The following is a 13,319-nucleotide window of genomic DNA, read 5'->3' on the forward strand; positions in this document are numbered from 1 at the left end:
CGGCCAGTTGCAGGGCGGTTTCCTGCGGTGCGCTGCTGCCACGGCGCAACAGGCTGCGCACCCGTGCGAGCAGTTCGGAAAAGGCGAACGGCTTGACCAGGTAGTCGTCGGCGCCCAGTTCCAGGCCGTGTACGCGGTCTTCCACGGCGTCGCGGGCGGTGAGAAACAGCACCGGGATGTCGAGTCCGGCGCTGCGCACGGCCTGGAGGATCTGCCAACCATCGCGGCCGGGCAACATCACATCAAGGATCAGCAGGTCGTAGTCGCCGGTCAGCGCCAAGTGTTGGCCGCTGGTGCCGTCGGCCACCAGTTCGGTGGTAAAGCCGGCCTCGGCCAGGCCTTGGCGCAGGTACTGGCCGGTTTTGGGTTGGTCTTCGACGATCAGCAGTTTCATGGGCAGCTCTTGGCAGCAGGTCACGTCGGACTTTATACCGTGGTGGCCAGGGGAGGGGCGCAACCTGACAAAGTTGTAATCTAGCAGTCAGCTAGCTGGCAGGGGTGCAATCTTAGAGTTGTCCTCAGACCGATCCCACACCTTTGGAGAATTGAGATGGCATTGCGTACCCCCCTGTTGTTGGCAGGCTGTCTGTTGGCGTTGAGTGTTGGTGCAATGGCTGACACGGCTCACACCTATGCATTTGGCCAGCCGGCATCTGCCGAAAAGGCCACGCGCACCGTGGAAGTGGTGCTGCAGGATATGTCCTTTTCGCCCAAGTCCCTGGATGTAAAGGCCGGTGAGACCGTGCGTTTTGTGCTGGTCAACAAAGGCCAGTTGCTCCACGAGTTCAACCTGGGCGATGCGGCCATGCATGCTGAGCATCAGAAGCAAATGATGCAGATGCAGTCGAGCGGCATGCTGAACGCCACCGGTATGGGCAAGATGGACCACGGCGCCATGGACCACGGTGCTATGGGCAACATGGGCAATATGGGCGGGATGAAGCACGATGACCCCAACAGCGTACTGGTAGAACCCGGTAAAACCGCCGAATTGGTCTGGACGTTCACCAAGGCCTCCGGCCTTGAGTTTGCCTGCAATATTCCCGGGCATTACCAAGCGGGCATGGTCGGCAAGCTCAACGTCCATTGAGCCTGCGAGGGCGCGCGTGCTGTGTTTCTTAGGGGCGGGGGCAAAGGCTGGTAGACTGGTCGGGTTTATTTAGCCAGGTTTCCGCCATGCATCCCGCAGCCGAAAATTCGCCGCTGGGCAAGTCCAGTGAATACATCAGCACCTACACCCCCTCGTTGCTGTTCCCGATCCCGCGCGCCGCGAAATGGGCCGAACTGGGCCTGAGCGCCGAGACCCTGCCCTACAAGGGCGTGGATTTCTGGAACTGCTTCGAACTGTCCTGGCTGCTGCCGTCGGGCAAGCCGGTGGTGGCCATCGGTGAATTCAGTATTGCGGCCGACTCGCCGAATATCATCGAGTCCAAGTCCTTCAAGCTGTACCTCAACTCACTGAACCAGACCGCGTTTGCCGATACGCAAAGCCTGGAGGCGACGTTGCGCACCGACCTCAGCGCTGCTGCCGGCAAGCCGGTGGGCGTGCGCATCCGCAGCCTGGCTGAAGTTGAGGCCGAAGGCCTGGTGGCGTTGCCGGGGGTGTGCATCGATGACCTGGATATCAGCGTCAGCAACTACGAACACCCGCGTCCGGAACTGCTGCGTTGCGATGACTCGCGCATTGTCGAGGAGAGCGTGTACAGCCACCTGCTCAAATCCAACTGCCCGGTCACCAGCCAGCCCGACTGGGGCAGCGTGGCGGTGCAATACCGCGGCGCACAGCTGGATCACGCCAGCCTGCTGGAATACCTGGTGAGCTTTCGCCAGCACTCGGACTTCCATGAGCAGTGCGTGGAGCGGATCTTCCTGGACTTGCAGCGCTTGCTGAAACCAGAGAAGTTGACGGTGTTTGCGCGCTATGTGCGGCGGGGTGGGCTGGATATCAACCCGTATCGCAGTACTGAGGATGTGCAGTTCCAAAACCTGCGCCTGGCGCGCCAGTAACCTTGTACACAAACCAAAATGTGGGAGGGGGCTTGCACCCGATAGCGGAGTGTCAGCCACAGTCTCTGTGCCTGACCCACTGCTATCGGGAGCAAGCCCCCTCCCATATTTTGGTTCTGTGCTTGGCTTGGGCTCGGGTTAAATGCCGATGTTGCCCAAGGTGATCACAATATTGCGCAACGTCCCGGCAATGCCCGGATGGTCCAACTCGAAACTTTCTACCGCCCGGTTCACATCATCAGCGATGCTCGGTGGCTGAGTGGCCGGTTCCAGTTCAAGTTGCACTTCAAACTTGGCAAGCAAGGCTTCCAGCGCTTCACGTTTTTCGGACGGCAGCGGCGGTTCTTGTTCCAGTTGCTCGCGCAGGATGTTGACCTGTTCTTGCAGTTTTTCGCGGGCAGGCATGGTGTTCTTCCTTTTATCGATAGGCACTGGCGTAGACCACGGCACGCCGAGAAAGGTCTACGAGAGGAGCTGTAGATTAATCTACCGGCGCCGTCTGTGCATGATCTCAATCAGGGCTTTTCGCCTTTGAGCTGGCGCAGGCTGATGTCCGCCAGGCAGGTACCGAGCTCGCCGAGGTGATCGATCACCGAATGCACCCCCAACCCATACAGCGCCACGGTGGCCTTGCCGCGTTTGTATTCGCGCTGTTGCTCGGTCAGTGCCTGCCATTGCTCTGGCGCCAGGCCGCACAGCGAACCGCAGGACGCCAGGCCGATAGTCCACAGCCCAGCGTTCAGGCCCGATTGCAGCAGGCGCGGCTCGCCGCTGACCAGTACGCAGCCTTCCAGGCGTTCAATGTTCAATTCCATCAAGGCTTGCCAGCACGCATGGGGGGCGGGCCAGCGGATGGAAGAGGGCGACGCCGCCTTGAGCCAATCGGGCAGCGCAGCTGCCAGCGGGGTTGTCACCGAGGGCGGCAGCTCATCCAGCCAGGCGCAGGGCACGCCTTGTTCCTTGAGGCTGCGCAGGATCTTCAATGCTCCTGGCGTGGCCTCGGAATGCGGGGAGGGTGAATCGGTGCGCGCCTGGGAACCAAAATCCACCAGGCAGCCACTCAGGCCAAACAACACGGCGGTCAAGGTGGGGGCAGTGGCGATGGCTATCTCGGCGTGAGGCATTTCGACATCCCTGAAATAGCTGTGACGCTATCGGGGTGGTGTGACAAGTCGATGACACTCTCGAGTAATTGTAGGAATTTTGTACATTTTCTGTATGTCGTTTCCTGGAAGATGCCTAAAAGGCCACTTCCGTCATATACTGGCGCCTTATTCAGGGCATAGCGCCCATGACAGACCATTCAAGGAGCAAAAGCTATGCGCTGGAGCCACTACTTCGCTCAGCTGTCGGTGTGTGCCACTGTCCTGCTGGCCCCTTTCGCCGTAAACGCTGCGTCGGAAGATGATCCATGGGAAAGCGTCAACCGCCCGATCTTCACGTTCAACGACACCGTTGATACCTACGCCCTCAAACCATTGGCCCAAGGCTATCAGTTTGTGACCCCGCAATTCGTGCAGGACGGCGTTCACAACTTCTTCCGCAATATCGGCGATGTCGGCAACCTGGCCAACAACGTGCTGCAACTCAAGCCGCACGCCGCCGGTGTGGATACAGCCCGCCTGTTGATGAACACCACCTTCGGCGTGCTGGGCTTCGTCGACGTAGGCACCAAAATGGGGCTGCAACGCAGCGATGAAGACTTCGGCCAGACCCTCGGTTACTGGGGCGTGCGCAGCGGTCCTTACGTGATGCTGCCGTTGCTGGGTCCAAGCACCTTGCGCGACGCGCCGTCCAAATACGTGGACAGCTACACCCAACCGTACCGCTACATGAACGACATCGGCTGGCGCAACAGCACCTTTGGCCTGAACATTGTCGACACCCGTGCCAGCCTGCTCGACAGCGAGAAGCTGATCACCGGCGACAAGTACACCTTCATTCGCAACGCCTACCTGCAGAACCGCGAGTTCAAGGTCAAGGATGGGAAGGTCGTCGACGACTTCTAAGTCGAGACGTCTTGAAACGAAAAAAGGCGACCGCGTGGTCGCCTTTTTTGTGCGCGGGTATTAGCGCATTTTCAGGATCTTCAGTCCCAAATGTTGTTTATCGCCCTCGTTCTTCGCCCATACCACCTGGGTGTCCGCTTCCAGGCCCGTGAGGGCGGCATGTTCCGACTCGATGCGCACGGTCAGCAGGTCGCCCACCGTGAACTGGCGAGGTGCCTGCACTTGCATACCGGAGCTGGAAAGGTCCACGCAAACCCCGTCAATTTCCTGCCCGGCGTGGATCAAAGAGACATCGGCATCCACTCGCATGCGGATGAAATCGCGCTTTTCAGCGTAGTCGCGCTCGTGTTCGCTCACAGCTTCCATCCTTACTTTGTGTTGTGGTGATGGCTGTTCTTATAACTCCCTGTGATTTGCGATGTAAAGACGCCCGGCGACCATCGGCATGAGCTTGAAACCCCTGGCGGATGGGAGTACCGTCTGCGCCTTAGAAGGGCACCTCTGCTTTACAGTTGTGCGTGGGCAAAAAGCCTATGCTTTGTAGGACAGAGAGGCTAGAAAGCGAATCCAGTAGCGTGAGCACGGCCATTGCCGAGCCGCCTACGCCAACCTAATTCTGGCGCCGTTTGCCCACATGCCAAAAACCAGTGCCACGCTGCTGATAATCGATGACGACGAAGTAGTGCGCGCAAGCCTTGCGGCCTATTTGGAAGACAGTGGCTTCAGCGTCCTGCAGGCCAGCAATGGCCAACAGGGTCTCCAGGTATTCGAGCGCGATAAGCCCGACCTCGTGATCTGCGATCTGCGCATGCCCCAGATGGGCGGCCTCGAGCTGATTCGCCAGGTAACCGAGCTTGCTCCGCAGACGCCGGTGATTGTCGTGTCCGGTGCCGGGGTGATGAACGATGCCGTCGAGGCCCTGCGCCTGGGCGCCGCCGACTACCTGATCAAGCCCCTGCAAGACCTGGCGGTGCTGGAGCACTCGGTGCGCCGTGCCCTGGATCGTGCACGCCTGTTGGTGGAAAACCAGCGCTACCGCGAAAAGCTCGAAACCGCCAACCGCGAACTCGAAGCCAGCCTGAACCTGCTCCAGGAAGACCAGAACGCCGGTCGCCAGGTGCAGATGAACATGCTGCCGGTCAGCCCGTGGACCATCGATGAATTCAAGTTCGCGCACCAGATCATCCCGTCGCTGTACCTGTCGGGTGATTTTGTCGACTATTTCCGCGTAGATGAGCGGCGGGTTGCGTTCTACCTGGCCGACGTGTCCGGCCATGGCGCATCCTCTGCGTTTGTCACCGTGTTGTTGAAGTTTATGACCACACGGCTGTTGTTTGAATCCAAGCGCAGTGGCACCTTGCCGGAATTCACCCCCTCCCAGGTGCTGGGCCACATCAACCGAGGCCTGATCAGCTGCAAGCTGGGCAAGCACGTGACGATGGTGGGCGGCGTGATTGATGAAGAAACCGGTCTTTTGACCTACAGCATCGGCGGTCACCTGCCGATGCCGGTTTTGTACACTCCTGACAGTGTGCGCTACCTGGAAGGGCGTGGTCTGCCCGTCGGCTTGTTCAATGAAGCCACCTACGAAGACCACATCCTGGAGCTGCCGCCGACCTTCAGCCTGACGCTGATGTCCGATGGCATCCTGGACCTTCTTCCAGAGCCTACACTCAAAGAGAAAGAAGCCGCCTTGCCCCAACGGGTCAAGTCGGCGGGCGGCAGCCTGGATGGTCTGCGGCAGGTTTTTGGATTGGCCACGCTAGGGGAGATGCCGGATGATATCGCCCTATTGGTGTTGAGCAGGAATCTTTGATGAGTACCGGAAGAATCCAATTCGCCGAGCAAGACGGGACCTTCGTCCTGAAGTTTGTCGGTGAAGTGCGCCTGACCTTGTGTTCGGCGCTGGATGCAACGATTGAGCGGATTTTCACAGCACTGAATTTCTCGGCGATCGTGATCGATCTGACCGAAACCCGCAGCATCGATAGCACCACCCTTGGGTTATTGGCCAAGTTGTCCATTCTGTCTCGGCAGAAGGTCGGCCTGTTGCCCACCGTCGTCACCACCCACGAAGACATCACCCGTCTGCTGCAGTCCATGGGCTTCGATCAAGTGTTCAACATCGTTGACCGCCCGATCCCCTGCCCGGAGTGCCTGACCGACCTGCCGTCCCAGGACCAATCCGAGGAAATCGTGCGGATCAAGGTGCTGGAAGCGCACAAAATCCTGATGGGCTTGAACGAGTCCAATCGCGAAGCCTTCCACGACCTCGTCAACGCCCTCGAACGCCACTGACCGCCCTGTTGGAATGCACTCCCAGTGTGGGAGGGGGCAAGCCCCCTCCCACATTTGACCGAGTTCCTAACTGAAAAAAAGGGCGGCACCCTCACAGGTGCCGCCCTTTTTGCTGCCGCCGCTTTTACAGCTTGGCAGACAACAACGCTTCGAGCTTCTCTTGATCCCGAGCAAACTGACGAATCCCCTCGGCCAGCTTCTCAGTCGCCATCGCATCTTCGTTGGACTCCCAACGGAACTGCGCTTCAGTCAGATGCACCCGCGCTTCACCGGCATGGCCTGGCGACAGCTTGCGCTCCAGCTTGCCGGTATCGGCCGCCAGTTTCTCCAGCAGGTCCGGGCTGATCGTCAGGCGATCACAGCCGGCCAACTCTTCGATCTGGCTCAGGTTGCGGAAGCTCGCACCCATCACCACGGTCTTGTAGTCATTGGCCTTGTAGTAGTTGTAGATGCGCGTCACCGACTGCACGCCGGGATCATCGGCGCCGGTGTAGTCGTTGCCGTTGGCTTTCTTGTACCAGTCGTAGATACGGCCCACGAACGGCGAAATCAGGAACACACCCGCTTCGGCACAGGCCACGGCCTGGGCGAAGGAGAACAGCAGGGTCAGGTTGGTCTGGATGCCTTCTTTTTCCAGCTTCTCCGCCGCGCGGATACCTTCCCAGGTGGAAGCGATCTTGATCAGTACGCGATCACGGCCAACCCCGGCTTTGTCATACAGGTCGATCAGACGGTGCGCACGCTTGAGTACGGCGTCAGTGTCGAACGACAGGCGTGCATCCACCTCGGTGGAGATACGGCCGGGCACCACTTTCAAGATTTCTTGACCCACCGCCACCGCAAAACGGTCACTGGCCAGGCCAACATCACCGTTGCAGTCCTTCACGCATTCATCCAGCAACTTGGCATAGCCCGGAATCGACGCGGCCTTGAGCAGCAGGGAAGGGTTGGTGGTGGCATCTTGCGGCTTGAGATTGGCGAGGGCCGCGAAATCGCCGGTATCGGCGACGACGGTAGTGAACTGTTTGAGTTGTTCCAGCTTGGAAGTCATGGGCGTGCTCTGTCCTATGGGTCTGATGACATTACCCGAGCGCTGGCAGGCGCTCAAGGGCGCAAATGCGTTCGATCGTTTGCGAGGGCAACAACCTGAAAACAGCCGTTTGAATGACTGGCCGTGCTGCTAAATAGGAGGGCAAAATCGCCCGCAGGTTCAACCTAACAGCCCAATGAACGCCGCGATAAACATGTGGGCGCCGGTTTCACCGGCCCTCCAGCAACCCCGCCGCCTGATCCAGCAACGCCAACGGATCACTCGCTTTATGAATATCCACCGACAACAACTGCCTGAACTTGCGCGCCCCAGGGAAACCCGTCCCCAACCCCAGCACATGCCGCGTAATGTGATGCATCGAGCCACCGCTCGCCAAATGCTCCGCGATATAAGGCCGCAACTGCGCCAACGCCTCTGCCCGACTGATCACCGGCCGCGCACTGCCGAACAACTGCTGATCCACCTCCGCCAGCACATACGGATTGTGATAAGCCTCCCGGCCCAGCATCACCCCGTCAAACGTCTGCAGATGCTCTTGGCACTGTTCCAGCGTCTTGATCCCGCCGTTGAGAATGATCTCCAACTCGGCAAAATCCCGCTTCAACTGCGCCGCCACGTCATACCGCAACGGCGGAATGTCGCGATTCTCCTTCGGCGACAACCCCTCCAGAATCGCAATCCGCGCATGCACGGTAAAACTGGTACACCCCGCATCCTTCACCTGCCCGACGAAATCACACAACTGGGCGTAACTGTCCCGCCCATTGATCCCGATCCGGTGCTTCACCGTCACCGGAATCGACACCGCATCGCGCATCGCCTTCACGCAATCCGCCACCAACGCCGGATGGCCCATCAGGCACGCGCCGATCATGTTGTTCTGCACCCGATCGCTGGGGCAGCCGACGTTCAGGTTCACTTCGTCGTAACCGGCAGCCTCGGCCATTCGGGCACAGGCGGCCAGATCGGCGGGAACACTGCCGCCCAGTTGAAGCGCAAGAGGGTGCTCGGCGTCGTTGTGGCGCAGGAAGCGGTCGTGATCGCCGTGGAGGATCGCGCCGGTGGTGACCATCTCGGTGTAGAGCAGGGCGTGTTTGGAGAGCAGGCGTAGGAAGAACCGGCAGTGGCGGTCGGTCCAGTCCATCATCGGTGCGACAGAAAAGCGGCGGGAGAGTGGAGCGGTTTGTAGGGACATTGGCGATCTGAGTCAGCGAGGCGAATGGCGCAGTTTATCAGGTATGTCTCTTAGGTGTCGGTGAGGTGTATTTCGTGCACTTCAACACTTCTAGCGGGGGGCGGGTGTGGCATATGCCGGGAATATCGGGCTCAGACCCCCAGTATTACGGAGGCAGACCAGTATCTCCCCCGAGAAATATCCCACACTTTTCTCAGCTTGCCCCTCAGACTTCCCATAGCTAACCTCCTCAAGCCGCTGCCAACCCAGCGGCCGGATGTGGAAGTCCGATCAAGCTGAAGGCGCTCAATCGCCCATAAACACCTACCGGCGTTTTTTTACGTCTGTATGATTGCGTTATGGCGGCTGTGCGCGGGGCACTTCGGTGCGCCGGGTCCTTTAGCCCTGGTCTTCCACACCTGCGTACAGCTGCCACCCTCATGTGGAAGTGAGATGGGCAGTTCCTGAAACGCTAAAGGAGCTTCGCCATGTACAAGGTCACACCTAATCCGCCTTATGCTTCAAATGCTTTACCCGCTGACGCCAAGCTTCATGCTGCGGCTCAACGAGCGATTCCTCATTACTTGCCACCCTCTGAAGACGAATCACCGGTCGAACACCCAACCCACAACCTATTCCTCGTCAGCCCCGACATAGACACCGAAACCCTCCTGGCCAACGCCTCCGAAAACCTCGCGTCCGCCAGCGAAATGGCCGCTACCGTGGCTTTTAACCTCGACGACTCCCAGCGCGCCATTGTCTTGGGCATTCAGCAACTGATCGACCTGAGCGCTCTACTCGTTGACCGAGCCCAGGACCAAGTCGCTCGTGTCATCAGCCCGGCTACAGCCTGACAACCCCCTCCCGCCGCCTTACCCCAAGGCGGCAACCTGAACCCATCCTGTCCCCTGGCGAAGTTTCATCATTCCCCGTGCCTTCGAGGCCTACGATCATCTCCACGGGAAGCCCCCCGCGCTTCCAGGCCACAGGGAACTGAAAAATGATCTCGAACCTCGTCAAAGTCGTGATGATCGCTGGCACGTTGCTGCTGGGTGCTTGTTCGTCGGGTTCGTCGGGCGTGAGTAGCGACCCTTGCTTTTCAGGGGGATGCCAGGCGTTTGGTGACCACAGCCCCAGCAAAGCCGCCAAGATGAATTTTGGCGGCAGCGGGCTGGGGAGTAGTTATGGTGAGTACGGTTCGGGGTTGTTGCGTGATGACTGATGGGGCGGGGCAGTCATTGATGTTTTGACTGACCCACCGCCAAGCCCCCTCCCACATTGAAGCGCGCAGTGGTTTCGGAATGGCAGGCGTTAGTGGCCGCCTTTCATGCGGCGGGCGATCAGGTAGATGACTAGGCCGACGAGCGCTGTGGCTGCGCCGATATAACCGGTACTTGTCCAGCCGAGCCCGGCAGTAATCGCCATCCCGCCAAACCACGGCCCCAGCGCGTTCGCCAGGTTGAACGCCGCGTGGTTGGACGCTGCCGCCAGGCTTGGCGCTTCGTGGGCGATGTCCATCAGGCGGATCTGCAACGGGGCGGCCAGGGACACCATGGTGCCGACCAGGCCCATGCTCAGCAGCACGCTCCACAGCGAGCCGGCGGCGAAGGGGAAGAACAGCAGCACCGCCATCGACCACACCAATATCAAGCCCACTGCGCGAAACTGCAGGCGATCGAACAGCTTGCCGCCGGCGATGTTGCCGATGATCCCGCCCACGCCAAACGCGGCCAGGCCAAAGGGAATCCATTGCGGCGTGACTTTGGTCACTTCGAGCATGGTCGGGGCCAGGTAGCTGAACACGCAGAACATCCCGGCAAAACCAATCGCGCCGATGGCCAGGGCCATCCACACCTGCGGTTTGGTGAAGGCGCGCAGTTCCTTGCGTGGATCGCTGCGCGGTTCGTCGCGGCGGTCGGGGACGTAGCGCCAGACCAGGGCGATGGTACACAGGGCGAGCGCGCTGACCAGCGCAAATGCCGAGCGCCAGCCGAGGTGTTGCCCGAGGAAGGTGGCAATTGGGTTGCCCAGCAACATGGCCAGGGTCAGGCCCATCATCACCCGTGCCACGGCGCCGGCGCGTTTGTCGTTTGGCACCATGGTCGACGCCACCACGGCAGCGATGCCGAAATAGGCGCCGTGTGGCAGGCCGCTGATAAAGCGGAAGGCCATCAGCGAGCCGAAAGTCGGAGTGAAGGCGGTGGCCAGGTTGCCCAGGGCATAAAGCCCCATGAGCAGCAGGAGCATGTGTTTGCGCAGCAGCTTGGCGCCGAGGATGGCCAGCAGCGGGGCGCCGACCATCACGCCGAGGGCATAGGCGCTGATGGCGTGGCCCACTTGCGGCTCACTGAGGTTCAGGTTGTGGGCGATGTCAGGCATCAGTCCCATGATGGCGAATTCGCCGGTACCGATCGCGAAAGCGCCCACGGCCATGGCAGCTTCCATTTTGGCGGCGCTGCGCGCGGGCAGGACGTGCCCGGGTGTTTGCTGGATAGACATGGATCGCTCTGTGTTGAAGGGTGTACGAGGCGGAGCCGCCGATGCTACGCAAGCGGCGGCGAGGGAGTCTAGAGCCGCCTTTTACACGAGAGTTCCCTTCCGCTGACGACCCTGTGACCCCACGTCGCGTCCGTCGGGCTTGTAAAAACCCATATTTTAGAGTTGTCAATTGGCCAAACAGCGCATATCGGCGGTATGGCGTGATATTCTGCGCGCCATCTTGGTCTAGTCTTTCTTCGGAACGTACACCCGTATACGTCCCGGCGGCTGGCGGTCGCCCAGGTAGCTGAAGCCAATAATGATAAAAAGTCAGCGCAGAAGGGACATAAAAGTGAGGTCGATACGTCGGCCTTGTGTGCCCACCCTGCGGTCCTTGAATGAATGTGCAAACCCCACGGTGCGTTGCCTGGCGCAGCGTGATCGAGGGTTCGCCAGGCTCAGGGGCAGTGGGGCGGATGGCGTTTTATCATAGGTGCTACTGATGTTTAAGAAAGTAAACACTGCCCTGCTGGGGTTGGCTTTGTCGATGGGGATCACGTCCGTTCACGCGGAAGAGGCAAAGAAAGTCGATGTGCTGCTGATCGGCGGCGGCATCATGAGTGCGACCCTGGGTGTCTGGCTTAACGAGCTGGAGCCGAGCTGGTCGATGGAAATGGTCGAGCGCCTCGATGGCGTCGCCGAAGAAAGCTCCAACGGCTGGAACAACGCCGGTACCGGTCACTCGGCCCTGGCTGAGCTGAACTACACCCCGGAAGACAAGAACGGCAACGTTGAGATCCCGAAAGCGGTCGAAATCAACGAAGCGTTCCAGATCTCCCGTCAGTTCTGGTCCTGGCAGGTCCAGCAGGGCGTGCTGAAGAACCCGCGTTCGTTCATCAACTCCACACCGCACATGAGCTTTGTGTGGGGCGATGACAACATCAAGTTCCTGAAAAAGCGTTACGAAGCCTTGCAAGCGAGCCCGCTGTTCGCCGGCATGCAGTACTCCGAAGACCCGGCGCAGATCGCCAAGTGGGTTCCGTTGATGATGGAAGGGCGTGACCCGAACCAGAAAATCGCGGCCACCTGGAGCCCGCTGGGGACGGACATGAACTTCGGCGAGATCACCCGCCAGTTCGTCGCTCACCTGCAAACCACGCCGAAGTTCGACCTGAAACTGTCGAGTGAAGTGCAGGACATCACCCGTAACGCCGACGGTTCGTGGCGTGTGAGCTACAAAAACCTGAAAGACGGCACCAAGACCGAAACCGACGCCAAGTTCGTGTTCATCGGCGCGGGCGGCGGTGCACTGCACCTGCTGCAAAAGTCGGGCATTCCTGAAGCCAAGGACTACGCGGCCTTCCCGGTTGGCGGTTCGTTCCTGGTGACCGATAACCCAACCATCGCCGAGCAGCACCTGGCCAAGGCCTACGGTAAGGCTTCGGTTGGCGCGCCACCGATGTCGGTGCCGCACCTGGACACCCGTGTGCTGGATGGCAAGCGCGTGATTCTGTTTGGCCCATTCGCGACCTTCTCGACCAAGTTCCTGAAAGAAGGCTCGTACCTGGACCTGCTGACCAGCACTACCACCCACAACATCTGGCCAATGACCAAAGTCGGTATTCGTGAATACCCGCTGGTCGAGTACCTTGCTGGCCAGCTGATGCTGTCTGATGACGACCGCTACAACGCCCTGAAAGAGTACTTCCCGAACGCCAAGCAATCCGACTGGCGCCTGTGGCAAGCCGGTCAGCGCGTGCAGATCATCAAGCGTGACGAAGAGCAGGGCGGCGTGCTGAAGCTCGGCACCGAAGTGGTCAGCTCCGCTGACAACACCATCGCCGGCCTGTTGGGCGCATCGCCAGGTGCGTCGACTGCGGCGCCGATCATGCTGACCGTGCTGCAGAAAGTGTTCAAGGACAAGGTGGCGACCCCGGCCTGGCAGGAAAAACTGCATCAGATCGTGCCAAGCTATGGCACCAAGCTGAACGACAGTCCTGAGGCTGTTGCCAAAGAATGGGCCTACACCGCCGGTATCTTGCAACTGACCCCACCACCTGCGATTCCGCAGATGACCGCTCCCAAGGCCACCGAGGCTGCCAAGCCTGCGGCTGAGCCGAGCAAGCCGGCGTCTGATCTGGCGCTGTAAGAAACACCCAATAAAAAGCTCGCTGAACCGTTAACGGTCAGCGAGCTTTTTTGTGAGCGGCTGTTTAAGTCAGGGTGTGCGCCCGGTTGACCGGAGGCAGCTCAACGGTGCGCTCGGCCGCAGCCAGGGCCGCCCTCAGCCCGGCCTGGTCCA

At 59.9% G+C, this 13,319-nt stretch carries 15 protein-coding genes and 1 pseudogene; 8 read left to right on the forward strand and 8 right to left on the reverse strand.

Features of this window, described 5'->3' with window-relative positions:
- On the reverse strand, positions 1-394 hold a 394-nt coding region (locus L9Z73_RS14905; protein ID WP_247402227.1), incomplete at its 3' end, for a response regulator.
- A 156-nt stretch (positions 395-550) separates the two neighbouring features.
- Between L9Z73_RS14905 and L9Z73_RS14910 the strand changes: the two genes are divergently transcribed.
- Both L9Z73_RS14910 and queF read left to right on the forward strand, forming a co-directional pair.
- Entirely contained in the window at positions 551-1,090 is a 540-nt protein-coding gene (locus L9Z73_RS14910; RefSeq protein ID WP_247402230.1) for a cupredoxin domain-containing protein, read from the forward strand.
- A gap of 86 nt (positions 1,091-1,176) precedes the next feature.
- Positions 1,177-2,007 (forward strand): NADPH-dependent 7-cyano-7-deazaguanine reductase QueF, encoded by an 831-nt coding sequence (queF, locus tag L9Z73_RS14915; RefSeq protein ID WP_247402233.1) that lies wholly within the window; start codon positions 1,177-1,179, stop codon positions 2,005-2,007.
- Between the two features lie 138 nt (positions 2,008-2,145).
- Here the strand turns inward: queF and L9Z73_RS14920 are convergent, their stop codons facing one another.
- Together L9Z73_RS14920 and L9Z73_RS14925 are read right to left on the reverse strand one after the other, a co-directional pair.
- Entirely contained in the window at positions 2,146-2,412 is a 267-nt protein-coding gene (locus tag L9Z73_RS14920; protein WP_247402236.1) for a DUF4404 family protein, read from the reverse strand.
- 110 nt (positions 2,413-2,522) lie between these two features.
- Positions 2,523-3,131 (reverse strand): HAD family phosphatase, encoded by a 609-nt coding sequence (locus L9Z73_RS14925; RefSeq protein WP_247402239.1) that lies wholly within the window; start codon positions 3,129-3,131, stop codon positions 2,523-2,525.
- A gap of 195 nt (positions 3,132-3,326) precedes the next feature.
- Here L9Z73_RS14925 and L9Z73_RS14930 point away from each other — a divergent pair, with 195 nt between their 5' ends.
- Positions 3,327-4,016 carry an MlaA family lipoprotein gene (locus tag L9Z73_RS14930; RefSeq protein ID WP_247402242.1) on the forward strand — a complete coding sequence of 230 codons (690 nt, stop codon included), beginning with the start codon at positions 3,327-3,329 and terminating at the stop codon, positions 4,014-4,016.
- 60 nt (positions 4,017-4,076) lie between these two features.
- Here L9Z73_RS14930 and L9Z73_RS14935 read toward each other — a convergent pair whose 3' ends face one another.
- On the reverse strand, positions 4,077-4,373 hold the full coding sequence (locus L9Z73_RS14935) for a PilZ domain-containing protein (RefSeq protein WP_247402245.1): 297 nt from the start codon (positions 4,371-4,373) through the stop codon (positions 4,077-4,079).
- A 277-nt stretch (positions 4,374-4,650) separates the two neighbouring features.
- Here L9Z73_RS14935 and rssB point away from each other — a divergent pair, with 277 nt between their 5' ends.
- Both rssB and rssC read left to right on the forward strand, forming a co-directional pair.
- Entirely contained in the window at positions 4,651-5,832 is a 1,182-nt protein-coding gene (gene rssB / locus L9Z73_RS14940; protein ID WP_247402248.1) for a two-component system response regulator RssB, read from the forward strand.
- A complete protein-coding gene (gene rssC / locus L9Z73_RS14945; RefSeq protein ID WP_017848891.1) occupies positions 5,832-6,314 on the forward strand; it encodes an anti-sigma factor antagonist RssC in 483 nt (160 codons plus the stop codon). Before rssB ends, rssC begins: the two co-directional genes overlap by 1 nt.
- Before the next feature lie 124 nt (positions 6,315-6,438).
- On the opposite strand, the gene tal is transcribed toward rssC, so the two are convergent.
- Both tal and dusA read right to left on the reverse strand, forming a co-directional pair.
- Positions 6,439-7,365 (reverse strand): transaldolase, encoded by a 927-nt coding sequence (tal, locus tag L9Z73_RS14950; RefSeq protein WP_247402250.1) that lies wholly within the window; start codon positions 7,363-7,365, stop codon positions 6,439-6,441.
- Positions 7,366-7,573: 208 nt separating this feature from the next.
- Positions 7,574-8,560, reverse strand: a complete 987-nt coding sequence (gene dusA, locus L9Z73_RS14955) for a tRNA dihydrouridine(20/20a) synthase DusA (protein WP_247402252.1) — start codon at positions 8,558-8,560, stop codon at positions 7,574-7,576.
- A 467-nt stretch (positions 8,561-9,027) separates the two neighbouring features.
- Here dusA and L9Z73_RS14960 point away from each other — a divergent pair, with 467 nt between their 5' ends.
- Together L9Z73_RS14960 and L9Z73_RS14965 are read left to right on the forward strand one after the other, a co-directional pair.
- Positions 9,028-9,393 carry a DUF6124 family protein gene (locus tag L9Z73_RS14960; protein WP_247402254.1) on the forward strand — a complete coding sequence of 122 codons (366 nt, stop codon included), beginning with the start codon at positions 9,028-9,030 and terminating at the stop codon, positions 9,391-9,393.
- A gap of 146 nt (positions 9,394-9,539) precedes the next feature.
- Entirely contained in the window at positions 9,540-9,761 is a 222-nt protein-coding gene (locus L9Z73_RS14965) for a hypothetical protein (protein ID WP_247402256.1), read from the forward strand.
- Between the two features lie 89 nt (positions 9,762-9,850).
- On the opposite strand, the gene L9Z73_RS14970 is transcribed toward L9Z73_RS14965, so the two are convergent.
- Positions 9,851-11,038 carry an MFS transporter gene (locus L9Z73_RS14970; protein ID WP_247402258.1) on the reverse strand — a complete coding sequence of 396 codons (1,188 nt, stop codon included), beginning with the start codon at positions 11,036-11,038 and terminating at the stop codon, positions 9,851-9,853.
- 481 nt (positions 11,039-11,519) lie between these two features.
- On the opposite strand from L9Z73_RS14970, the gene mqo reads away from it, so the two are divergent.
- Positions 11,520-13,166: a malate dehydrogenase (quinone) gene (mqo, locus tag L9Z73_RS14975; protein ID WP_247402260.1), complete on the forward strand. Its 1,647-nt coding sequence runs from the start codon at positions 11,520-11,522 to the stop codon at positions 13,164-13,166.
- Between the two features lie 64 nt (positions 13,167-13,230).
- Here the strand turns inward: mqo and L9Z73_RS31495 are convergent.
- Positions 13,231-13,319 (reverse strand): annotated as a pseudogene (locus tag L9Z73_RS31495) (NADP oxidoreductase); the annotation flags it as partial.

Origin of the sequence: Pseudomonas emilianonis (assembly GCF_023072625.1) — a bacterium.
GTDB lineage: Bacteria > Pseudomonadota > Gammaproteobacteria > Pseudomonadales > Pseudomonadaceae > Aquipseudomonas > Aquipseudomonas paraveronii.